We start from the raw sequence: 21,446 nt of genomic DNA on the forward strand, positions 1-21,446 counted from the left end.
GGCCAGGACGTCGGCGACGGTGCGGGGTAGCGTCATCGTCAGCTCCGGTCCGGGACGGCCAGGCCTCAGGCCAACCGCCGCCAGGTAGCGGCATCACAGGCGGGTTCATCGTCAACCCGTCACACCGCCCGGCCGGAGCCCACGATCACAGCCGGACCACAGCAACATGCTCGTCGGGCTGGGGCGAAGCCCCGTTAGTACTGCAACGGCACTTACGGCCAGTCGTGGCTGTGGCGTTTGTAGTGGCTTCGGCGGGCTTGCCACTGGCGGTGGCGGCGCCAGCGTGACCAGTCCCCGACGGTCTGTTCGTCGGGGTACAACGGGGCGAGCAGAGCGGCGTACAGGCGCTGGATCTCGGGCACGGTCAGCGGGATCAGCTCGTCGCCGCGGGGGGTGGCGCCCCCTTTTGAGCCAGCGCGCGCATCACCGCGAGCCAGGCCAGGGCCAGCATGGACAAGGTGATGCGGGCGTACCAGCCGCGCCAGGTACGGACCTGGTAGTCGTCCAGGCCGGTCTCGTTCTTGGCCCGCTGGAAGCATTCCTCCACCGGCCAACGCGCGCCGGCGACGCGGGCCAGGTCGGCCAGGCTGGCCCGGCGTGGGCCGTAGCAGATGTAGTAGGCGATCTCGCGGGGGTCACTGATCGAGCGGCGGGCCAGCAGCCAGTGTCCGCGGCCGGGGCGCCAGCCGATCCGGATCGCGATACGCGCCCAGTCGTAGAGCCGCGGGCCGTGCGCGCCGTCGCCACACGAAATCCGCCGCCACGCCCGGGCCGGCAGCGCGGCCACCACCTGGTCGGCGCGGCCGTAGCCGTAGCCCTGGGCGAGGACGTCGTCGTCGCAGCGGGTGGCCACCACATAGTGGATGTCGTGCTCTTCCAGCCACACCCGCAGGTACTTGACCTGCCCGTAGATCTCGTCGGCGGTGACCCAGGCACACGGCACCCCGGCGTCGAGCACCCGTTGCAGCATCGTGAGGGCGATGCGGGGCTTGGTGGTGAACTCCACGCCGTCGCCGATCCCCGCAGCCTGGCAGCGGGCACGATCGGAGGTCCACGACTCGGGCAGGTACAACTCGCGGTCGATGAGAGCGTGACCGGCCGCGGTGACATAGGCGGCGAACACCCCGACCTGGCAGTTGTCCTTCTTGCCCGCCGTGCCGGTGTACTGCCGCTGCACCCCCGCGGACTTTGTGCCCTTTTTGAGGAAACCGGTGTCGTCGATGACGAGTACCGCATCCGGATCACCGAGATGCTCGACGACGTAGTCGCGCACGTCATCACGCACCGCGTCGACATCCCAGTCGGCCGTCCGCAGCAGCCGTTGCATCCCGTCCGGCGCAACCTCCCTGGCATGCTCGGCAAGGGTCCAGCCGTTCTTACGCTCCAGCCCGGACAGCAGCCCGTCGAGATAGCGACGCATCCGCGCCCGCGGCTCAGCCCGAGCGAACCGGCCACCGACCCGGTCGCACACCCGATCGAGTTCCTCGCGCCACACCGCGACATCGACACCGTCCATGCCGGTTGCAACGCCCGGACGGGCAGTAGTCATGCCCATAAGTGCCGTTGCAGTACTAACCGCGCCCGACCGCCCAGCGAAGCCAGCTCCCGTCAAGGCTCCGACACGGAGAAAACGAGCCCATTCCGCCGGCGCCTCAGTCCGAGCATCAGAATGTAGTAGCCTGCCGCCGAACAGCAGGGTACTGCCACTGACGCCCACGCCGTCCCGGCGAGCGAACCACTATGGACCGCGACAAGCAGCAGGGCCCCCGCCAGCAGGCCCACCGGTACCTGGACGGCGATGATTCGATAGCCCGCCGACATGCTCATGAGCACGTGAATGAGCAGATAGTCGACCGTCTGCGGGACGATCCCGAGAACCAGAATCCGCGTCACGTCGCTGGCCGGGCTGAACTCCGCCCCGTAGAGAACGCCCACGAGGACAGGCGCGCAGACGGCCAACGGTATCGCCATCGCGGTTGCCAGGACCGCGCTTCGCATGATCGCCTGACGGACCAAGCTCGCCTGCTGTTCCTCCGCGGTGACCGAGCGGAGCTGGCTGAACATCACGAGCGACCTCGCCTGCGCGAGAGTCGCGCAGGCCGTCGCCAGAGATGCGGCCACGCCGTAGAAGGCGACCTGCTCATTTGACATGAAGGCCGCCACCAGAAGCAGATGGAGGCGGTAGGCGATCTGGGTGCCGACGACAGCGGAATAACATTTGCGGGCGGTCCTCGCGAACTCCCTCGTCGGTAGCATGCGGCGACGTGCGCGTAGCCCGGCAATGCCGCCGAGACCGCGGAAGAGGAAGACGAGCGCAGGTCCCACGCTGAGCAGTCCGAGCGCAAGCAGCCAGACACCCACGTCCGTAAGGCCGACCAGCACGAAGGCCAGGAAAGCCACCAGCGCCATCGCGCCGGGGGTGAGCCGGACCACCTGGAACTCAGTCGTCATGCGGCCCCGTCGCTGAGCGAGTCCCACCGCGGTGGAGGCTGCCACGGCTGCCGCGACCGCGCACGCGGCACCCACCACACCTGGCGGACCCAACCAGGGCTGGACGTCGAAGACCGCGAACAATGTAAACAGAACCAGGCCACACAATCCGGCCAGTGCCGTGTGCAGCAGCAGCGGCCCCAGCAGGAACTCGTCACTGCCGGTGTCGACGACCAGTGCCTGGGAAACCCCGAGACACAAGTACGCCCCGACCGACACGGCCCAGGTCTGGGTAGCCAGGAACTCGCCGCGGGCCTGCGGGCCGAGAGCACGGGCGGCCACCACGCTGACGGCGATTCCGAGGAGCATGCCGGCCAGGCTGCCACCCATCACCGCCGCAGTCTGCCGCCCGGAGAGGTCACGATGCCGCCGCCGGCCTGGCGTCGGGACGGGTTCGGCGGGCCTCGCCTGCGGCGGGGTCGTGCTGGTCAGCGAATCCGACGTCATCGCCGCACCAGACCGCCGGCCCGACGGCGGACCGCGCTCCGCGTCGCCTCGGCCTCGGCCGATCGACGCGGCCGGGGTATCAGGGCTTCGATCTCCGCTGCCATCCGGTAGGCCACGTTCTCGCCCAGACACGGAATCATACGCCGTGCCTCCTGACTGGCTCGGAACATGGCTTCGCCCAGTCCGCGGATGTCGCCGGTTCGGTAGCGCCAGCACGTGGCCGGGTCGAGCAGGTCATCCGCCGCGGCCACGCGATCGCTCGCGACGACGGGAAGGCCGTTAGCCACTGCCTCGTTGACGACCAGTCCCCAGCCCTCGCGATGCGAGGGAACAACGAGCACATCGGCGGCAAGATAGTAATGACCGAGATATTGATGATCGCAGGCTCCGACCAGGGTCATGGTGGCTTCGCCCAGCACCTGACGCTCGACCTCGGGCCGCTGCGGGCCGTCGCCCACGATCACCAGGTGGGACCGTCCGGGAGTCTTCGCGAGGTACTCCCTGAATCCGGCAACGACGTCCAGTGGCGCCTTCTCCGGAGAGAGGCGGCCTACGTACAGGAAGACGAACCCCGGCTCACCGAGTTCGGCCCGTAGCCTTCTCGCCTCATTTGGATCACCCAGCGGTGGCTCGGGCACCGTGTAGGGGATGAGGGTCCTGTTGTGGAATCCCAGTTGGTTCCAGTACCGTTCGTTAGCCGAACCGATGGCCCAGATCCTGGCGCATGTTCCGAACAACGCCCGCATGGCCCAACGCCTGGCGAGCCGACGCCCGGCACCGCTCTCCGCCGCGTCCAACGGATTGGCGTCCGCCCTGGTGACGATCGGCAGACCTCGGCATCTGGCGACTGTCAGGGCCACGAGCTGAGCGGGTCTGCGGTACCCGAACGAACAGACCATTTCGACCCGGGTGCTCACGAAAATGTTGGCCACCGCGATCAGCTGCGACCAGAACCCCGCGGGCAGCGTGACGTGGGGGTGGTTCAGATTTCCGTTCCCCCATCCTCGCCCACCGTCATCCCCTCGACAGTAGAGCACCTTGATCTGAACGTTCAGCAACCGGCGCGAGAGCTCGTCGAGCACCGGCGTCCGCTGCGGAGTGGGCCGCTCGATCAGGAATAGCGCGGTCGGCGGCCGACTCGACGGTTTCCTGGAGACACGCGCCGACCACAAGCCAGTAAAGAACCATGAGAACAGTCCCCCCGCTGAAGAGCCACGCCTCGAAGAAAGCATTTACGAGACCTCCCACGACTACCACACCGAAGACCGTGGTCCGCCGCACCCGCAGCGTCGGCCAGATGACCAGCGGCACAAGCAGAACCACCACGACAAGTCCACTCACACCCAGCGCTGCCACAATGGCGATATAGGAGCTGGCCCCGTCGAAAGCGACGGTTCCGGCTCCGAACCCAATTCCGGTCAGCGGCCGCGAACGTGCGGCATCGATTCCCGCCTGCCAGAACTCGCTTCGCGTATCCACGGTCACGAACATCGAGCTGCTCGCCGTCTCGCCGATCCCCTCCGACAGGAGACTGTTCACCAGCAGCCAGGCCAGCACGAGGCCGAAGAACCAGACCACCATCCGGACGCGCGGCTGCCGCAGCAAGAAGACCCCGTAGAGCAGGCCCGCGACCGTGGCCAGCGCGCTCGCTCTGGAAGCGGACTCGAATATCAACCAGAGAGCCCCGAGACCGACCACCGCCCCCGCGCGGCCGCGTTCCAGGCAGAATGGCAGAGTCAGGGCACACATAAGCCCCAGACTGTTCGGATTCGCGAAGATTCCGGCAGTGTCCCCTCCTGCCGGGAACAGCCCCGAAACTGCCACGAAGGTCGAGAGCAGGACCAGTATGGCGAGAAGGGGCCACAGGAGGTCGGATATTTCCCGGGGTGTGAACAGCCGGGATGCCGCCCGTACGATCAGCCAGGAGATCGCCACCCCGACCGCCGCCTCCGTTGTCGCGGCAGGGCTGGGCGACCAGAAAGCGGATATCATTGCCAGCAGGGCCAGGCCCCCGAGCAGCCGGTGGACACGAACAGCGGCCCGCGACGGCGTACATGCGGGACGCCAAGCCGCACGGGAAACCAGCAGGAACACGAACGGGATAGCGCCAAGTCTCGCTTCTGCGGGGAGAGCCAAGGCATCCGTCGACAGCACTGGCAGGGTGTAGCAGACGAGCACCAAACCGAGGGCCAGCCGCGTGTTGGATTCCGCGACCACCACGACAAGGCAGTAGGCAGCCGCTCCTACAGCGTAAAGCCCGAGCCCACGGTTGAAGACGGGCAGGCAGGCGAAGCCGACAGTGAGGATGGCCAGACAGGCGATCAACGCTCTCGGGCGGACGCGGTCCAACAACGGCATCCGGTCGAATACCTGCAGCGACATAACACCTCCGACCGCTAGCTGGAAGTCGCGAGAACACGGCATACGGGCCCCACGCGCGGACCCCGACGAATCCAGCCGCCTCGGCGGCCGGTCTCGCGGAGTATCACACCAGGACGGTTTCCTCCGCCGAGTCGTCAGGCATCCCTGCCGCCATATCGCGATCCGTGTCGCGAGGGGCATCGTCGACAACCGGACGGACATCGCCTTCGGACATATATATCGTGTGGTCGGGAACATTTACACGGACAACGGCGCCAGCGCCGATCACGCAACCCCGGCCTATAGTGGCCGGACCGATGATGAGGGAGCCCGCACCAATCCAGGTACCCGCACCGACCTCGATCCGTGTCCCACGACCCGCGCCTGCTCTGCGGGTGCGACCGCCGATCTCGTGTGTTCCCGCCAGAAACATCACGCCCGGCGCGATGTCCACCTGCTCGCCGATGCGGACCTCCGCGCCAGCGCCACCGTAGACGCGCACCTCGTGACCGACGAAGGCGTCGCGACCGATGTGGAGCGCGGGGAGGTAGAACCTGGCCGATGCCACACAGCGGGCGGTTCGGTCCACATCAAAGCCCGACCGCTGTAGCAGCATGGCCCGCCATCTGTATCCACGGGTCAGCGGAGGCAGACCGGCCAAGAACCGAGCGACCCGCGCGGGAACCGAGCGGCCGGAGGAGAGGACCAGCCCGGTCATGGGAACTGGCCACGGCGCAGAACGACGATGTCGTTGGGCCTCATGTACGACATCGGACCGGCCGACGCGAGTGCGAGCGGCCGGCGCAGCTCGATGCGCAATCCAACCGACGCCACGGCGGTGTCCCAGGGAACTCTGTCCCCGTACGGTCGTAGCCGGGTGTAGCTCCGTGGGGGCCTCGGGTGGAGGTCGGAGTCTCGCTCCGTTCCCACCATGATATGGCCCATCAGACGCTCTGTCCGGCGCGCAATGGACCGGGCGCGCGGCACTGTCAGCAGCAGCGCCCCGCCCGGCCGCAATAGGCGCGCCAGCCTGGCGACAGCGCCACCAGGATCTTCTAGATACTCCAGCACCGCGATCGCCAACACCAGATCGAATCGTCCGTCGGCGTTGACCGAGACCGCGTCCAGTGTCCCGGCGGCACGACGCACCACCCTAGGCGGGGTCAACGTCGCCCGACCCAGGACAGCCTCCATAGCCGCGTGGCCCGACACTCCGGCCCTGAGCATCTCCAGCGACGGATCGAGGTCAAGCACGAAAGAGGCCCGGTCCGAACACAGCAGGCTGAATATTCCCGGGCCTCCACCAAAATCAAATACCCACGGACAGTCGACCCCGGCCAGCAGCGATTCGACGACGTGTGCGACGACACGCAAGCGCTCCTGGAAGGAGGGATGGTCTGCATAGCGATCCACCCAGCTACTTGCGATCTGATCGAAGTACCGACCGGTCGTCGGTTGCCCCAGACCTCCGGACCCCAGCGAGGGGCCTTGCCTCCCGCCGGCCATGACACTTGTCCGGGCGCCGACCTGCCGCATTTTATCTCCTTTCGCGTCGTTCGCCCACCGGCCCGTACAGGCCCGTCCCTGGAGTGAAGTATGCATGCCGGAGGGTCACCGTCCCGGTCTTGCTTCGGCGTGCGTGTCCCGCCCTTCCGGCTCGACAAGAGGACATGACACAAAACTTCGCCCATCCGACTTGAAACCGGGAGATGACGGTTTGAGTACCTAAGGGGGTAACAAAGTTTACCGACACGCAGACATCAGATGCCGTCGCCCAGCTGGATCGTCATTACCATGCTTGACCGTGACCAGTTCTTCTAATGCCCGCCAGCCGGCCACGGAACCAGTTTCTACTGTTCCCGACACCTCGCCTGGCGTCATCGATGCGCAACTGTCCCACGAAGCCGGGGACGGCGATCGGCGAAAAGTGCTACTTATCGCCGCGTCCATCGGCCAAGGCGGCGGAATCGAGCGCTACCTTGCCCAGGTAGAGGAAGCCCTCCGGATGGCTGGTGTCGAGGTCCACCGACTTAACCTGGTGGACGTCGACGGGAAGCTCACCTGGCCAGACCGTCTGCGGTTCGTGGTACGGACTTTGGTGACGGCTCGTCGTCTCGGTCGGCTGGACGCCATCGTAACCGGCCTTCACACCTTGGTACCCGTCGGCGCCGCCGCAGCGACACTGACCGGCACCAGGCATGCACCGGTGCTGTATTATCTGCAGGATGTCTGGATGATGCGCCCTTTCAAGACCGCCGTGCTCAGACACCATCCATCACTTTTCCCGGTGACTATCAGTAATTACACGGCAGGTGCTCTCTCGATGATCGATAGGGCTCCGATAATAGCTCCCAGCATCGCCCCTTCCTGGCGTTCGAGGCTGTTGGCGGAGGGAGCTCGACGAAGCGAACCCGCAGAGGTCCCGACCATTCTCAGCGTCTTCCGTCTGCCCGACTGGAAAGGCAAGGGGCTGCGGACCCTACTGGCCGGAGTTGCCGGGGCCCGTGAGGTGGTGGGGCCCGTTCACCTCGTCGTCGCGGGCCAGGGCCCGGCGCCTACCGTGGTACGCGAGCTGATCGCCTCCCACCAGGACGTCGAGCTGCACGAAACACCTCCGGACGACGTACTGACCCGTATGTACGGCACCGCGGACCTGTTCGCGTTGTGCACACGAACCGATCCACCCCACGACGGCGAGGGGTACGGAATGGTGCTACTCGAGGCACAGCTCGCCGGGTGCGCGGTCGTCGGCCCGGCATCTGGTGGGTGCCGGGAGGCGTACCGCGAGGGAATCACCGGTCTCACCCCGCGGGACGAATCGGCTGCGGCGCTCACCCACACCCTGATCGATCTGTTGAGCGACCGGCACCGACTCGCCGAGATGGGACGGGCGGCGACCCGGAACGCGGAAGCGGTGACCCGTCCGGAGGACTTCATCGCGAACGTCGTGAACATACTCGTTGGCGGGCCAGGGCCAGCGCGACCGCACAAGATCCCGAAGCAGACGAGAAGGACGGCTCCCGCGACGGTGAGCCGACAATCACCCTGAACGACCCTGCCGCCAAAAGGCCAAGGCCGTGCAGTTAGGGCGTCGAGGCTGGTGTCAAGGGGTGGCTCCGATCCTGGGGCTGCCGGATGCGGAAAGCGGAGCTCCCGGTAGAACGACTTGTCCGCCAAGACGAGTCGTTGCCGGTAGGAGCTCCGCTGTCCACATCAACATCTTGACAGGACCGATCATGGTGTCCGTCAATCGACGGACACCAGCGGCAGCCCCGAGATCAGCGGCCATTGTTCCGTCCAGCCACCCGGGTGAACGTATTGGTGGGCACAGTTCTCCGCGAAATCGATCCGCACCAGCCCCGTGACGTCCAGGTCCACGTGGACGGGGTCCACAAAAAATGCGTTCACACCATTGCTCTCCACGGTGACGAACTCGTATCCGAGCCGGGCGAAGAAAAGTTGCCAGCCTCCGAGCGATACACCGTAGTAGAGACCCGACCTCCGGTCGCCGTAACCGAATGAGTTCTGGTAGGGGACCGTGAGCGCAGCTTTTGGCCCGTAGGCAGAATTGTATTCCACACAGACCACGCGGGGACGGAAGTCAGCGGCGAACAGAGCCTGCGCCACATGGAAGTCCATCCCGTCAATGTCCAGTGAGAAGAAATCCGGGGTGCGGGTTCGACACCGGTCCAGAATAATCCCTATCTTCGCCGGCTCCACAAACGCGTGCAGATAATGGACACCGTGGTTCATCGCCCACAGCACTCTCTTTGCGTGCCGCGACTTCAACGGGTCACCCTCCACCATCACTCCGCTGTACTTCTTAACAAAGGCCAGGTAGGCGGTGTTGTTCTCCAGCCCGTCGGCCGCCCCGATCTCGACGAAGTACCGGGTCTGTACCTTCAGCCGGGAAAGTAGTTCTTCGATGATTCCGTCCTCGCCGTTCTGACTGAAGGCGGAGAACTCCCAGGATGCCGTGTTCCCCGGTTGGAACCTGCGGGTGGCCGCGTTCAGCGCACCCCGCGCACAACCCATCGACATCCGGTTCACATGCAGGAAATTCGAATTGACAAAGTTGGCCGGCGCCAGCAGCATCCTCTTGGTAGCGGTTCTCATAATGCGCACCCTACCTCCGCTCCAGAGGAAACCCACAAGATCTGGTGTTCCGGCGTGTCCACACATCGATATGGTCGGCAAACCGTCGTTGACCCATCTCGAAACGAAGGTCCGATAGTCGAGGTTTCGTCGATTCGAACCGATCGCAGCTGCCACCAACCAGCCAGGCGCTAACGATTGACGAATCAACCGATATCCTCAGGACGCGGACATCCTCCGGCTCCCCGTCATGAATCAGCGGGTGTGGAATGTCCTCCTGGTGGATACGGCAACCTCTGCTACTCCCCATGGTGGAACGCCCGACTGTTACGCGCGTCGACGGGCTGAATGCAATCCTGTGTACACAAGCACCCGGCACGGACTGAGGACGGGCCGCAGGATGGTGAGACGCACGGGAGGCGCAATACGCCGGTCGGTGCTCATGGTCTGCACCGGCAACATCTGCCGCTCACCGATGGCGGAACGATTCACCATGACCCGTTTGGCCCGACTCGCTATGGAGGCGGGCGCGCCGGAGTCGACGGCGAGAGGCGGACCTGGTGCTCTGCGCGACGCGGGCACATCGGGCCGAGGTCGTGGGGCTTGCCCCGCGCGCCGTCCGCCGGACATTCACCCTGCGTGAGTTCGCGCGTCTGACAGATGCGGTCGAATCGGAACGCATCGATACGACTGCCGGTAAGCTCGCCGCCCTGCATGAACATGGACATTTCCGCGCGGCGGGGACGGCGCTCGTGGCGGCCGGGACAGCCGCCCGTGGCGTGGTTCCCCGGTCACCGCGGCGGACGACGATCTTGTGGATCCACTGGGCGGCGACCTCGATGCCTTCCGCGCGTGCGCGGATGCTATCGAGGCCGCCCTCGACCCACCGACCCGTCTGCTCGCTGTCCTCCTGAGCACCGCGGCCCCCCGCTAAATGCCGGGCCGGCCTGGCATGCCTATCCCGTCAGGCGCCGCCCATCATGCGCAGGCTGGCCGGACGGCCGCCGGCTTCCCGCTTCAACGTGCTGCGACATGCGAAATCCCATCGACCGTAGGCCCGGGCGACTGGACGGCACGGCGAGCGAGGGTTTGCCGGCTACGAGCGGCTCCGCGACGCCGGACGCCGAACCAGAGGCCGTCATCGACGCCGCCACGACTCGGTTTGTGGGTCCGGACTGCGCGTTCCTGAGTGACGCGGGGCCGGCCACGCGTGCGGAGCCGTTCGGCAGCGCGGATGGTCCAGCGGTCGACGGCGGGACAGACGTAGTCATCGAGGCGGTCGCGACCGGCGCGGCGGACGCCGCTCCCACCGCGGACGCTGAGGCCTGGGCGTTCGGGGCGGTAGCCGCCGAGTGCGCACGAGCGCCACGCGAGGCAACGGTGACCCTGATCGGACCCGTCTGGGCAGGCTCGACCCCTGAGGGCAGCCAGCGGAGCCGGTCCCCCCATTCCCGCAGCCAGCTCAGCACCCGCTCCCCGACCAGCGGGCGGGAGACGAAGTATCCCTGGACCTCATCGCACTGCCAGGCCGCAAGCGACGCCCACGAACGCGACGCCTCGACCCCCTCGGCGACGATCCGCAGCCGGAGCGCGAGCGCGACCGTGGACCGGACGATCTCCGCCGCCGAGGAGTCTCGATCGATGTCACGTAGGAACCGCTGGTCGAGCTTCACCTCGTCCGCGGGAAGCTCCCGCAGGTAGGCGAGTGAGCACAGGCCGGTGCCGTAGTCGTCGAGGCTGACCCGCACGCCGTGGTCACGCAGGCCGGAAAGGGTCCGATGCGCCTGCTCCAGGACCGTGATGAGCCCGTTTTCGGTGACCTCGACGACAAGGGCCGACGCGGGCAGACCGTGGCGCTCCAGCGCACCACGCACCAGGTCCACGAATCCGCGGTCGACGATGACCGAGGCGGGTACGTTCACCGACACGGCCAGCGCGGCGCCGGCGGCGTGCCAGTGGGCGCAGTCGGCGAGGGCGAGGTCGAGGACCCGCTGGGTCAGGCGCCCCATCAGGCCGGCGCGTTCCATCTCGGGCAGGAACATGTTCGGCGGACGGAGCCCGCCGGTGGGATGGCGCCATCGCACCAGCGCCTCGACACCCCTGATCCGGCCGCTGCGCATTTCGGCCTTGGGCTGGTAGCGGAGTTCGATCTGGCCGCCGTCCAGCGCCTCCCGCAGGTCGGCCCGCAGCCCCAGCTGGGCACGGTCGCCGAGCTGGCACGCAGGGTCGTAGACCCGCTGGCCGGTGTGGGATCCCTTGGCCGCGTACATCGCCTCCTCCGCCCGCCGCATGAGCTCCAGGATGCCGCGCCCGTGTTCGGGAGCATGGGCGATGCCGACACTGACGTCGGCCTGGACGCGCAGGTCGTTCAGGCGGACAGGGATTCTCAGCGCCTCCCGGATCCGCCGGGCGACCGCCTCGGCGCCAGCGAGGTCGACGTCCCGCAGCAGTACCGCGAACTCGTCGCCGTCGACCCGCGCGAGCAGGTCGGCGGGATGCAGCACGGAACGCAGCCGCGCGCTGACGGTGACCAGCATGCGGTCACCGTAACGCGCCGCCCAGCCGGCCGAGATCACCCGACCGCTCGACACGGTTCACCTGGCGAGCGCGGTCGAGCCCTTCGGCGTCACCGGGCCGGTCGGCTCGCTCACCGGCCCTGCGCCGGTCATCTGGGGGCGGTGGCCCCCAGGAGGGCGGCGAGTAGCCGGTCCAGCGGCTCGAGAGCGGCCTCGATGGCATCCGCACATGCGCGGAAGTCATCGGAGCCGCCGCCGAGAGGATCCCCGAGGTCGTCGTCATCTGGAGCATCCGGGGGCGCCACGCCACGCGCGCCCGCGCCTGCCGCCCCGAGCGCCATCCCGGCGGCGCGCAGCCGTCCGCTGGGATGGCTGCCGGCGACCTCACCGGCGAGCTCGTCGATGTGCGACGGCGCCACCGCCTCCGCCAGGCGCGCGAACTCCCGCAGGGTGAAAGTCCGCCGGACGGCACGCGGTACGAGCTCGACGATCTGGGCCCGATGCGCCCGCGTCGCGCAGAGCACGATGTCGGCCTCCGCCACCATCACGGGCGTGACCTGACGCGAGCAGAATCCGATGTCGTCCGCGCCGCGTTCGCGCAGCACCGCCGCGGCCGTCGGCTCCATGGGCGTGCCGGGGAACGCCTGCACACCCGCACTACTGACCCGGGCCGAAGCCTCCGGTGGACCAGGCAGGCCCGCCGCCGTCGTGAGGCGACGCAGGCGAGCCGCCGCCAGGCGCTCGGCCATGGGCGAACGGCAGAGGTTGCCGGTGCAGACCATCAGCACCGACCAGTCGGCACGCTCCCCGATGTTCTCCGAGCGCCTGGCCATTGCGCTACCCGCCCATCCTCGCCACGCCGACAAGACCAACTACCTACAGTGCCCGAACGGATACTAGCCAAGCGGGATCGGTCCGCTGCGCGCACCACCGGCGAAACGTACGACCAGATGTCGAGGGCCGGAAACGATCGCCTCGGTTAACCCGCCATGCGTCCGTCCTGAACGCGCAGGCTCCCCCGCTCGCCACGCGACGGCGGCGGCCGGAGACCTGCCTGCCACGACGGGCCGGTAGCGGCCGGCACTGCCACCGGTCGCGCCGACGTTACGGGCTGCGCGGCGCCCAGCGCCGCCCGCGCTCCGCGCCGGGGCGTTGATCGCCTCCCGCCCGCCGCGGCGGCGCCGTTCCCGATCGGCGCAACGGCTCCCGATCCGGCTGTTGATCCTGATCCTGCTGCCAGCGTGGCGCGCCCGCGGGCGACGGATCCCTGGGTGACGGACCCGACCTTGATCGGGCCCGTCGCGGGAGCCTCCCCCAGGGATGGCAGCCGCCGGAACCGGTCGCCCCACTCTCGCAGCCAGCTCAGCACCCGCTCGCCGACCAGCGGCCGCGAGATGAAGTACCCCTGGACCTCGTCGCACTGCCAGGCCGCGAGATAGTTCCAGGACTGCGACGTCTCGACCCCCTCGGCGACGATGCGCAGCTGCAGCGCGTGCGCGAGCGAGACCGTGGAGCGCACGATCGCGGCAGCGGACGTGTCCCGGTCGATGTCGCGCAGGAACCGCTGGTCGAGCTTCACCTCGTCGGCGGGCAGCTCCCGGAGGTACGCGAGGGAGCAGAGACCGGTGCCGTAGTCGTCGAGGCTGACCCGCACGCCGTGGTCACGCAGGCCGGCGAGGGTTCGCTGCGCCTTCTCCAGCACCGTGATCAGCCCGTCCTCCGTAACCTCGACGACGAGCGCCGTCGCGGGCAGGCCGTGGCGTTCCAGCGACCCGCGGACCAGGCCGACGAAACCGGGATCGACGATGACCGAGGCCGGCACGTTCACCGAGACCGCCAGCTCGGCGCCGGCGCGGTGCCAGCGGGCACAGTCCGCCAGCGCGATGTCCAGCACCCGCTGGGTCAGCCGGCCCATCAGGCCGGCGCGTTCCATCTCGGGCAGGAACATGTCCGGCGGGCGCAGCCCGTCGGACGGATGACGCCAGCGCACCAGCGCCTCGACGCCACTGATCCGGCCGCTGCGCATATCGGCCTTGGGCTGGTACCGCAGCTCGATCTGGCCGTCGTCCAACGCCTCCCGCAGGTCGGCCCGCAGCCCGAGGCGGGCGCGGTTGCCAAGCTGGCAGTCGGGGCCGTAGACACGCTGGCCGTTGTGGGAGCGCTTGGCCGCGTACATCGCCGCCTCCGCCCGCCCCATGAGCTCCAGCACGCCCCGGCCGTGCTCGGGCGCGTGCGCGATGCCGATGCTGACATCGGCCGGGACCCGCAGGTCGTCCAGTTCGACGGGCAGCCGGAGCGCGTCGCGGATACGCCGGACGGCCGCCTCCGCGCCGGGGAGGTCAGTCCCGGGCAGCAACAGCGCGAACTCGTCGCCGTCGACCCGCGCGAGCAGGTCGGTCGGGCGGATCACCGAGGACAGCCGAGCACTGACGCTCGCGAGCATCCGGTCTCCGTGCTCGTGACCGAGAGCCCCGTTGATGTCCCGCAGGCGGTCGAGATCGATCAGGATGAGCGCCGCGGACAACCGGCCGCCGGCCCGATGGCCACCGCCGAGCCACCGGGAGGCGGTCCGCATGAAGTAGCGGCGGCCCGGCAGGCCGGTGAGGCCGTCCGTGTCGTTGCGGTGGCGTCGGCCGAGCGCGACAGCCCGCCCGCCGAGCCCGAACGCGGGCAGCCACGCCACCGCGGCCGCCGCCAGCGACATCGTCACCGCGGCGGTCGGAACCAGCGTCCGGCTGGCGAGGTACCAGACGACGATCATTGTGAGGACGGTGACGGCACCGCGGCCCGGCCCCACCCACGGGCCTGCCGGGGCTGTCCCCTCCCGTGAGTCCGGGATTGCACCGGAAGTGCGGCGGGGCTTTTCCTCAGTGCCGGCCGGTTTGTCGATTCCACCGCCACGGGGCACCGCCGCCGCCGGGGCGGATGCCCGCCAGGGCGACATGGCGCGCGGCGCGGTGAGGCGCCGGAGCCGGCCCGCACGCACCGACGTCGTCACGGGCCCTCACCCGCCGGACCAACCAGAGAACTGACTTGCCTAACCATACGATTTGCCCCCGAAGTCGAACCTGTTCCGCCCGGAACGAAGCTCCCCTTCGCTTTGGCCGCTGCCCGATCGATGGGCGGCAGCCGGTGCATGGTTCGTTCGTCCCGCGGTGTGCGAGCGTAACCCACACGAGTCGGCAGATTATCCGACGCCCGGCATTTCCGGACCCTGCGGAACCGGACGCGGCCGCACGCTTCTCCTTGGGAGGAACACCTCGCCGGCAGAATTCCGGACTAGCGGCCGTCGTTCGGCGGCACAACGCCACGACATTGGCGTTCGTGGTCTGCATGTGGCCTGCCCAGGGCAAAGGGGCGCCGGGGTAGCGGACCACCCCAATGCCACAGGGAGCAACGGCGCCGCACCTTCCGCGGCTAGTCGCCGACCGTTACTCTCGTAGCAGGCAGATGTGGCTCGACTGCCGGAAAAACGACGAACAGCAGGAACGCGACGGTCAGGAGCAGCAGGAGCCCGGCGAGCGGGATCCGGACCCTCCCGGGCCCTGGCAGGTGTCGGTAGATCCAGCCGTACATTCTCGTTCCCCTACTCGTCCGCGAGCGCCGGAGGTGGTCCGTCGGCCCTGTCAGTCGTCTGGTCGAGCTCGGCGAAGACGATGAGTCTGCTCCGTGCCGAGAATCGCGGATGACAGGTCGTCAGCGTCATAATTGCGCTGGTGGGCGCAATACCGGGGTGTTCCGGAACTGGATAGGTCACGTCCAGCCGATGTGGGTCGACGACCTCCGACCGGGTCACCCGATAGGTGAAATACCGATCAGCGACCTCCACCACGATCGGATCGCCCACCCGCAGCTCGTCCACCCGGCCGAACGGCTTTCCGTACGTCGTACGGTGGCCGGACACGACGAAGTTCCCCACCTCGCCGGGCATCGCCGTCCCGGGGAAATGCCCTGGTCCGCGGCGCAGCGCGTCCGCTGACACGCCTTCGACGATGACCGGCGCGTAGTCCGCGCCGAAGCGCGGCACCCGTAGCACCGCGAGCCCCTCACCGAGGTCGACGGGCGGCACGGCCCGCGGCGGGCCGGTCTCACCGGTGGGCGCGGGGGGCGGGGGCCTGTGCGCCCAGGCGGTGGTCAGGTCCCGGCGGAGGTCACTCTGCGTCCGGGCCGCCAGGATGTCGGTGATCCAGAGCTGGTAGACGAGAAAGAGCACCACGACCACACCCGCCGTGATCATGATCTCGCCGAGGCCACGGGTGACCCGTCCGCCGACCGGACGAGCCGCCAGCGCCGCCGACGAGTACGGCCGCCCGGCCTGGTCCGGCCGTCGTCCGCGGCGTGCCCTGGCGGGCAGCCGGCCGCCGGGGTCGTGGTGCGGGTCCACAGCCTGCCGGGCCCGCGGCACGACCGATGGGCCAGCGGGCCGCCGCGTCGGCCGGGCGTCCGCCGGCCGGTCCACGGCGACGTCGGTCGGCAGGTCTGTCGGCGGGTCGACCGGCGGCGGAACCGTCGGCGGGTCAGCGGGCGGCAGTTCGGTCGGTGGGTCCGGCAGTGGTAGGAGCGTGAGCGGATCAGGCGCCGGCAGGACGACTCCCTTGCCCTCTTCGTGTCCCGCGGCCGTCGACCCACCACCCATGCCATCACTCTAAGGCATCAGACCATCACTCTTTGCAATTGAGTAGCGAGGGTCGAAGCCGAACGGCAGCTCCAGCCGATGGGCGGCCAGCAGTGCCTCGTCGGCGAGCAGGTCCACCGTCGCGCCATCGACGGCGATCACCCCCCCGTCGAGGATCACCGACCGGGGGCACAGCTGCAGCGCGTAGGGAAGATCGTGGGTGACCATGAGGAGGGTGAGGTCGAGGCCGGTGAGGACCTCGGCGAGCTCCCGCCGGCCGGCCGGGTCGAGGTTGGCCGACGGCTCGTCCAGGACGAGCACGTCGGGTCGCATGGCGAGCACCGTCGCCACTGCCGCGCGGCGCCGTTCCCCCAGGCTGAGATGGTGGGGAGCCCGGTCCGCGAACTCGTCGAGGCCGACGGCGGCAAGCGCCTCGCGGACCCGCTCGGCGAGGTCCGCCCCGCGCACGCCGAGGTTCGCCGGGCCGAAGGCGACGTCCTGCCCGACGGTGGGCATGAAGAGCTGGTCGTCGGGATCCTGGAACACCAGGCCCACCCGGCGGCGGACGTCCCGCATGTTCGGGGCCGTGACGGGGACGCCGTCGACCCGGACCGAGCCGGCCCCGGGGGTCAGGATGCCGTTGAGATGGAGCATCAGCGTCGTCTTGCCCGCACCGTTCGGTCCCAGGACGGCCACCCGCTCGCCGCGCGCGATCGCGAGGTCGACCCCGAAGAGCACCTGGCGGCCGTCCGGGTAGGCGAAGGCCAGCCCCTCCACCTCGATCATGCCGGCGCGCCCAGGTCGAGGCGCCGGCCCAGTACGGCGATGGCCGCACCAAGGATGACCAGGCACAGCGCCGCGCCCCACTGCGCCCGCCGCGGCGCCGGGCCGGGCAACGCACCGGGCAGCGCGCCGGTGTAACCACGGGCCAGCATCGCCAGGTGCACCCGCTCGCCCCGCTCGTAGGAGCGGATGAACAGCGTGCCCAGTGACGCCGCCAACGCCCGGGTGGCGAGCAGCGACCGGGGCTCGTGCGCGCGTGAGCGGCGCGCGATGCTCATCCGGCCCATCTGGTCGATGACGATACCGGCATACCGGATCATGAAGGAGGCCACGGCGACGATCACCGGAGGCATCCGCAGCCGCTCCAGACCGACGAGCAGCTCCCGCGCCGGGGTGGTCGCGGCGAGCACGATGACCGTCATCAGCCCCAGGGTAGCCCGCGCGACCAGCCCGAACGCCTGTTCCAGGCCGGGCCTGGAGAGTGCCACGCCGAGCACCTCCGTCCGCTCCCCCGGCACGACGAACGGCAGGGCAACCGCGAACGCGACGAAGGGCAGCTCGACCGCGAGCCTGCGCAGGACGAGCCCGGGCGGAAGGCGTGCGAGCGCGCACAGCCCGCTGACGACGGCCAGATGTGCCCCGAACGCCCAGCCCGCGGTGATGGGCGTGAGCACGACGCACACGACGTACCCGAACGTGGCCGCGATCTTGCACTGGGCGGGCAGGCGGTGCAGAACACTCCCGCCCGGATGGTAGGGATCAAGGACATGGGCGCCACCCATGACGTGACCGTTCCCGGCCGGCGAGGTCAGGCGGCGGGTGCCGCGCCGGCACCCGCCGCATCCGTCCCCACATCGCCGGGACCACCAGGACCCGGATCATCCGGCCCGCGGTCACCGGTCGGAGCCGACGCGCGGCCGGGTCCGCGGGACCGCAGCCGGACCGCCCCGAAGACGAGCAGGCCACCGACGACGAAGGCGATCGACACTCCGATGACGCCCGCGACGCCGCCGGCGAGGCGCTCGTTGCCGATGCCGGAGACGGCGTAGTCGGCGAGCGGCCAGTTCGCGAAGGCGTGGTCGTCGGCCTGGCCGAGGAAACCCTTCTCCTCGGCGACCTTCTCCAGGCCGTCCGGGTGCGAGCTCGCGTAGCCGGACACGAATCCGGCGAGCACGAACGCCACGAACAGCCCCGCGACAACGAAACGCGTGTTGCCGCGACGTGCCCCGCCGGCGGTCATGCCTCGCTCCCCGAAGCCGCCCGGCGGCCGGTCACCGATGTCGCGGTGGGCTCGAGGCCGCCGGCGGCGGCACCGGTGCCGCCGCCGTGGGCGGTGGGCATGGCCGCGGCCGCGGCCGGCGGGCGGATCTCCAGCCGCCGGGCGTCGAGGAGACCCCGAGCGCCGTACACGAGGTCGGGCCGGGTGCTCATGACCAGGCTCACCGTCGCCGCCGTGATGACAGCCTCCCCTATTCCGATCAACACGTGCACTCCCAGCATCGCGCCGACGACGCCGCCGAGCGGCAGGTCCACCGTCCCACCGAGGGCGAACTCGATCACGAACGCCCCGGCGGCCAGCGGCACGGTGATCAGCGCGGCCACGGCCGAGGCGGCGGCGACCGACGGCGCGCGGGCCGGCAGGAGCCGCAGAACCAGCGCGAACAGGGCGTACCCGCCGAGCGCGCCGACCAGGGCCATGTTCGTGATGTTGAGGCCGAGCGCTGTCAGCCCGCCGTCCGCGAACAGCGACTGGACCCCGAGCACCACGGCGATGGCGATCGCCCCCAGCCAGGGCCCGACCAGTACCGCCGCCAGCACACCGCCGAGCAGGTGGCCGCTGGTGCCCATGGCCACCGGGAAGTTGAGCATCTGGGCCGCGAAGACGAAGGCGGCGCACAGCCCGGCGAGCGGGACCACCTGGTCCGAGGCCTCATCGCCCGCGCGTTTCACCGCGTACCCGACGCCCGCGACGGCGACCGCCCCGAACGCGGCCGACGTCGGTGCGTCCACGAATCCGTCCGGGATATGCATGATCTCTCCTCGACCGCGGTGCCCGGACCAGGCGGCGACACCCGACCGGCCCTCGGTCGCTAAGAATACGCAGCTGCGAATAGTTTGCAGTACCAAACGCCTGACTCCGCCAAGTCCGGGCGACCAGCTGGTGCGCCACGCGCCCACACCATCACCCGCCACCCAGCACTTTCAGTAATCTCTTCGCTACTCTTAGCCCGAAGGTGTGGGGCTGCCGCCCGGGCGCCACCGGAGTCGGCACCCCGCGCCCGGGCCAGCACGCACCACGGCCCATCCACACCAGCCCGCGCAGGTCCGCACGAGGTGAGTCCATGAAGACCGTCGCGGTGATAGTCCACTGGGGAGCGCCCGATCCGACGACCGGGCTCGCGACCCGACTGGACGCCTCCGCCCAGATCGACCAGGTCGTCGTCGTCGCGAACGACCAGTCCCCGCGGCCGGCCCAGCTCCCGCCGGGGGTCAGCTGGCTCCTCCCCCCACGCGATCTCGGGGTCGGGGGCGGCTTCCGGCACGCGGCGGACGCCTTCCCCGCCGCGTCGGCCTACCTGCTGGTCACCAACGACGTGGCGATCGCCGAGGACACCATCGCGACCTGCCTCGACCTGCTGACCGGCACCAACATCGGCGTCGTCGCGCCGACCCTCGTCGTGGCCGACGGCGTGCGGGCGGCCGCGGCCCGGCTCACCAGGTTCCTCGTCGCGTCAAAGGTGCTGGGACGGGCCCCGGCCAGCCGCCCGAGCGAGGCCGACTGGGTCTCCGGCGCGGCGATGTTCATCAAGGCCGAGTGCCACCGGCGGGTCCCGATGGACGGCCGCTTCTTCCTCGGCTTCGAGGACATCGACTTCTGTCATCGGGCCCGCAGCGCCGGCTGGAGCGTGGTGGTCAGCCCCGCGCGCGCCTGGCGTGCCAGCGGTGGCCTCACCTCGCCGGCCCACCACGACTACTACTGCTACTACGAGGTGCGGAACCGGCTGTGGTTCACCCGCGTCCGCCGCTGGCACGGGCGCACAGCTCTCGTGACGGCGTGGACGATTCTGGTGACGCTGCCCCGTGCCACCGTCCTGGGCCTGTTCCGCGGCGGCGCGCCGCGCGCGGGCTCGACCCTCGTCCTGCACGGGCTGGTGGACGGGCTCGGTGCGCTCCCGCCGAGCGGTGATCCCAGCCCGGACGAGCCACGTGTCACCCGCTGGACGGCCCCGGGCTGACCCGGCCGGGCGGGGCGGCCGGCACCGGCCGGGCCGACTTCTCGGTGTGCCGCCGGCTCCGCTGCTCGACGACAGGTACCGGCCCGCCCGTCGGGACGGTGAGGAACACCGCCTGCCAGGCGAAGAGGTTCGGCCGGTTCGCCAGGGCCCAGCGGTCGGCGCGCGCGACCAGCTCTCGCGGGAGCAGCCGCCGGCTGTGCCACCAGGGCAGGCCGCCACTGGCGTCGGAGGCGAGGATGGCCAGGCCGTTCGTCTCCAGCAGCCGGCGGGCGGTCTCGACGGTGAAGAACCGGACGTGGGTGGAGTCCATCACGCCGGTCTCGGTGTACTCGAACCGGCCGAGGAGATGCAGGGCCCGCTGCCGGAAGTGCGCGACGTTCGGCAGGGCGATCGCGATGCGCCCCCCGGGCGCGAGGACCCGGCACGCCTCCGCGATCAGCGCGGCGGGATCGACCAGGTGCTCCAGGATGTGCGACAGCAGGACCAGGTCGAACGACCCGTCGGCCGCGAACGGCAGCCCGGCGGACAGGTCGGCGAGCTCGGTGGCGACGCACTCCGCGGTGGCCGCCACCAGCTCCGCCGGATCGAGCGTCACCCCGGTGACCTGCCAGCCCTGCTGCCGCAGCAGTCGCGCGTTGTCACCGGCGCCACAGCCACAGTCGAGGACCCGGCCGGGTGGGATGTCGAGCAGGTCGAGCAGGGCCCGATTCCCCGGATTGCGGTATTGGAGGTCCATGGGCATCGACGGCTCCCTGTGGTTCACGCTCGGAAATACGCCAGTCAACTACACCAAGAGATTGTCTCACTACAAACAGTAGCAGTAGTAGTCGGTGACATCGCGCAAGGCACCGCCCGCCACACGGAGCCACACCGGGCCGGGCGTAACGCGATAACTACCAGGAG

Annotated in this window: 20 protein-coding genes; 3 read left to right on the plus strand and 17 right to left on the minus strand. The window is 69.4% G+C overall.

The window, feature by feature from the left end; genetic code table 11:
• Nucleotides 1-373 precede the first annotated feature (373 nt).
• From E0504_RS06205 to E0504_RS50245, 7 genes are all read right to left on the minus strand, one after another.
• Nucleotides 374-1,516 carry an IS701 family transposase gene (locus E0504_RS06205; RefSeq protein WP_131622433.1) on the minus strand — a complete coding sequence of 381 codons (1,143 nt, stop codon included), beginning with the start codon at nucleotides 1,514-1,516 and terminating at the stop codon, nucleotides 374-376.
• A 92-nt stretch (nucleotides 1,517-1,608) separates the two neighbouring features.
• Complete coding sequence (locus tag E0504_RS06210; protein ID WP_131622395.1) at nucleotides 1,609-2,937, minus strand: lipopolysaccharide biosynthesis protein; 1,329 nt, start codon at nucleotides 2,935-2,937, stop codon at nucleotides 1,609-1,611.
• Nucleotides 2,934-3,734, minus strand: coding sequence for a glycosyltransferase family 4 protein (locus E0504_RS50240; protein ID WP_207912221.1), 801 nt, complete (start codon nucleotides 3,732-3,734; stop codon nucleotides 2,934-2,936). The genes E0504_RS06210 and E0504_RS50240 overlap by 4 nt, the downstream gene beginning before the upstream one ends.
• A 217-nt stretch (nucleotides 3,735-3,951) precedes the next feature.
• Entirely contained in the window at nucleotides 3,952-5,319 is a 1,368-nt protein-coding gene (locus E0504_RS06220) for an O-antigen ligase (RefSeq protein WP_165938417.1), read from the minus strand.
• Between the two features lie 103 nt (nucleotides 5,320-5,422).
• Entirely contained in the window at nucleotides 5,423-5,914 is a 492-nt protein-coding gene (locus tag E0504_RS06225) for an acyltransferase (RefSeq protein WP_165938418.1), read from the minus strand.
• 98 nt (nucleotides 5,915-6,012) lie between these two features.
• On the minus strand, nucleotides 6,013-6,834 hold the full coding sequence (locus E0504_RS06230) for a class I SAM-dependent methyltransferase (RefSeq protein ID WP_165938419.1): 822 nt from the start codon (nucleotides 6,832-6,834) through the stop codon (nucleotides 6,013-6,015).
• A 394-nt stretch (nucleotides 6,835-7,228) separates the two neighbouring features.
• The gene (locus tag E0504_RS50245) at nucleotides 7,229-7,570 is read right to left on the minus strand and encodes a hypothetical protein (protein ID WP_165938420.1); all 342 of its coding nucleotides are present in this window, start codon (nucleotides 7,568-7,570) and stop codon (nucleotides 7,229-7,231) included.
• A 51-nt stretch (nucleotides 7,571-7,621) separates the two neighbouring features.
• Between E0504_RS50245 and E0504_RS06235 the strand changes: the two genes are divergently transcribed.
• Nucleotides 7,622-8,347, plus strand: a complete 726-nt coding sequence (locus E0504_RS06235) for a glycosyltransferase family 4 protein (protein ID WP_165938421.1) — start codon at nucleotides 7,622-7,624, stop codon at nucleotides 8,345-8,347.
• Nucleotides 8,348-8,544: 197 nt separating this feature from the next.
• Here the strand turns inward: E0504_RS06235 and E0504_RS06240 are convergent, their stop codons facing one another.
• Nucleotides 8,545-9,393 carry a hypothetical protein gene (locus E0504_RS06240; protein ID WP_131622406.1) on the minus strand — a complete coding sequence of 283 codons (849 nt, stop codon included), beginning with the start codon at nucleotides 9,391-9,393 and terminating at the stop codon, nucleotides 8,545-8,547.
• A 442-nt stretch (nucleotides 9,394-9,835) separates the two neighbouring features.
• On the opposite strand from E0504_RS06240, the gene E0504_RS51960 reads away from it, so the two are divergent.
• Entirely contained in the window at nucleotides 9,836-10,036 is a 201-nt protein-coding gene (locus E0504_RS51960) for a hypothetical protein (protein WP_306769218.1), read from the plus strand.
• A 313-nt stretch (nucleotides 10,037-10,349) separates the two neighbouring features.
• On the opposite strand, the gene E0504_RS06250 is transcribed toward E0504_RS51960, so the two are convergent.
• From E0504_RS06250 to E0504_RS06285, 8 genes are all read right to left on the minus strand, one after another.
• Nucleotides 10,350-11,984, minus strand: coding sequence for a bifunctional diguanylate cyclase/phosphodiesterase (locus E0504_RS06250; protein ID WP_243657435.1), 1,635 nt, complete (start codon nucleotides 11,982-11,984; stop codon nucleotides 10,350-10,352).
• Nucleotides 11,985-12,058: 74 nt separating this feature from the next.
• Nucleotides 12,059-12,742 (minus strand): protein tyrosine phosphatase, encoded by a 684-nt coding sequence (locus E0504_RS06255; protein ID WP_131622408.1) that lies wholly within the window; start codon nucleotides 12,740-12,742, stop codon nucleotides 12,059-12,061.
• Nucleotides 12,743-12,888: 146 nt separating this feature from the next.
• Nucleotides 12,889-14,670, minus strand: coding sequence for a bifunctional diguanylate cyclase/phosphodiesterase (locus E0504_RS06260; protein WP_131622435.1), 1,782 nt, complete (start codon nucleotides 14,668-14,670; stop codon nucleotides 12,889-12,891).
• Between the two features lie 825 nt (nucleotides 14,671-15,495).
• Nucleotides 15,496-16,545, minus strand: coding sequence for a class E sortase (locus E0504_RS06265; RefSeq protein ID WP_131622409.1), 1,050 nt, complete (start codon nucleotides 16,543-16,545; stop codon nucleotides 15,496-15,498).
• Between the two features lie 9 nt (nucleotides 16,546-16,554).
• Nucleotides 16,555-17,310, minus strand: coding sequence for an energy-coupling factor ABC transporter ATP-binding protein (locus E0504_RS06270; RefSeq protein ID WP_131622411.1), 756 nt, complete (start codon nucleotides 17,308-17,310; stop codon nucleotides 16,555-16,557).
• On the minus strand, nucleotides 17,307-18,089 hold the full coding sequence (gene cbiQ, locus E0504_RS06275; RefSeq protein ID WP_131622413.1) for a cobalt ECF transporter T component CbiQ: 783 nt from the start codon (nucleotides 18,087-18,089) through the stop codon (nucleotides 17,307-17,309). The genes E0504_RS06270 and cbiQ overlap by 4 nt, the downstream gene beginning before the upstream one ends.
• A 26-nt stretch (nucleotides 18,090-18,115) precedes the next feature.
• The gene (locus E0504_RS06280) at nucleotides 18,116-18,547 is read right to left on the minus strand and encodes a PDGLE domain-containing protein (protein ID WP_131622415.1); all 432 of its coding nucleotides are present in this window, start codon (nucleotides 18,545-18,547) and stop codon (nucleotides 18,116-18,118) included.
• Nucleotides 18,544-19,338: an energy-coupling factor ABC transporter permease gene (locus E0504_RS06285; RefSeq protein WP_243657436.1), complete on the minus strand. Its 795-nt coding sequence runs from the start codon at nucleotides 19,336-19,338 to the stop codon at nucleotides 18,544-18,546. Before E0504_RS06285 ends, E0504_RS06280 begins: the two co-directional genes overlap by 4 nt.
• A gap of 311 nt (nucleotides 19,339-19,649) precedes the next feature.
• Between E0504_RS06285 and E0504_RS06290 the strand changes: the two genes are divergently transcribed.
• Nucleotides 19,650-20,543 (plus strand): glycosyltransferase family 2 protein, encoded by an 894-nt coding sequence (locus tag E0504_RS06290; protein WP_131622417.1) that lies wholly within the window; start codon nucleotides 19,650-19,652, stop codon nucleotides 20,541-20,543.
• Here the strand turns inward: E0504_RS06290 and E0504_RS06295 are convergent.
• A complete protein-coding gene (locus E0504_RS06295) occupies nucleotides 20,518-21,285 on the minus strand; it encodes a bifunctional 2-polyprenyl-6-hydroxyphenol methylase/3-demethylubiquinol 3-O-methyltransferase UbiG (RefSeq protein ID WP_243657437.1) in 768 nt (255 codons plus the stop codon). The two genes, E0504_RS06290 and E0504_RS06295, sit on opposite strands and share 26 nt — an antisense overlap.
• Between the last annotated feature and the right edge of the window lie 161 nt (nucleotides 21,286-21,446).

It is taken from the genome of Parafrankia sp. BMG5.11 (assembly GCF_004337455.1).

Bases quoted from the DNA above. Each gene is read 5' to 3' on its own strand.
- E0504_RS06205 (WP_131622433.1), bottom strand. From the start codon at position 1,516: ATGGACGGTGTCGATGTCGCGGTGTGGCGCGAGGAACTCGATCGGGTG.
- E0504_RS06210 (WP_131622395.1), bottom strand. From the start codon at position 2,937: ATGACGTCGGATTCGCTGACCAGCACGACCCCGCCGCAGGCGAGGCCC.
- E0504_RS06220 (WP_165938417.1), bottom strand. From the start codon at position 5,319: ATGTCGCTGCAGGTATTCGACCGGATGCCGTTGTTGGACCGCGTCCGC.
- E0504_RS06225 (WP_165938418.1), bottom strand. From the start codon at position 5,914: ATGCTGCTACAGCGGTCGGGCTTTGATGTGGACCGAACCGCCCGCTGT.
- E0504_RS06230 (WP_165938419.1), bottom strand. From the start codon at position 6,834: ATGCGGCAGGTCGGCGCCCGGACAAGTGTCATGGCCGGCGGGAGGCAA.
- E0504_RS50245 (WP_165938420.1), bottom strand. From the start codon at position 7,570: ATGGTGTCTGAGCACGGCGGTCTTGAAAGGGCGCATCATCCAGACATC.
- E0504_RS06235 (WP_165938421.1), top strand. From the start codon at position 7,622: ATGATCGATAGGGCTCCGATAATAGCTCCCAGCATCGCCCCTTCCTGG.
- E0504_RS06240 (WP_131622406.1), bottom strand. From the start codon at position 9,393: ATGCTGCTGGCGCCGGCCAACTTTGTCAATTCGAATTTCCTGCATGTG.
- E0504_RS51960 (WP_306769218.1), top strand. From the start codon at position 9,836: ATGGTCTGCACCGGCAACATCTGCCGCTCACCGATGGCGGAACGATTC.
- E0504_RS06255 (WP_131622408.1), bottom strand. From the start codon at position 12,742: ATGGCCAGGCGCTCGGAGAACATCGGGGAGCGTGCCGACTGGTCGGTG.
- E0504_RS06260 (WP_131622435.1), bottom strand. From the start codon at position 14,670: ATGATCGTCGTCTGGTACCTCGCCAGCCGGACGCTGGTTCCGACCGCC.
- E0504_RS06265 (WP_131622409.1), bottom strand. From the start codon at position 16,545: ATGGGTGGTGGGTCGACGGCCGCGGGACACGAAGAGGGCAAGGGAGTC.
- E0504_RS06270 (WP_131622411.1), bottom strand. From the start codon at position 17,310: ATGATCGAGGTGGAGGGGCTGGCCTTCGCCTACCCGGACGGCCGCCAG.
- cbiQ (WP_131622413.1), bottom strand. From the start codon at position 18,089: ATGGGTGGCGCCCATGTCCTTGATCCCTACCATCCGGGCGGGAGTGTT.
- E0504_RS06280 (WP_131622415.1), bottom strand. From the start codon at position 18,547: ATGACCGCCGGCGGGGCACGTCGCGGCAACACGCGTTTCGTTGTCGCG.
- E0504_RS06285 (WP_243657436.1), bottom strand. From the start codon at position 19,338: ATGCATATCCCGGACGGATTCGTGGACGCACCGACGTCGGCCGCGTTC.
- E0504_RS06290 (WP_131622417.1), top strand. From the start codon at position 19,650: ATGAAGACCGTCGCGGTGATAGTCCACTGGGGAGCGCCCGATCCGACG.
- E0504_RS06295 (WP_243657437.1), bottom strand. From the start codon at position 21,285: ATGCCCATGGACCTCCAATACCGCAATCCGGGGAATCGGGCCCTGCTC.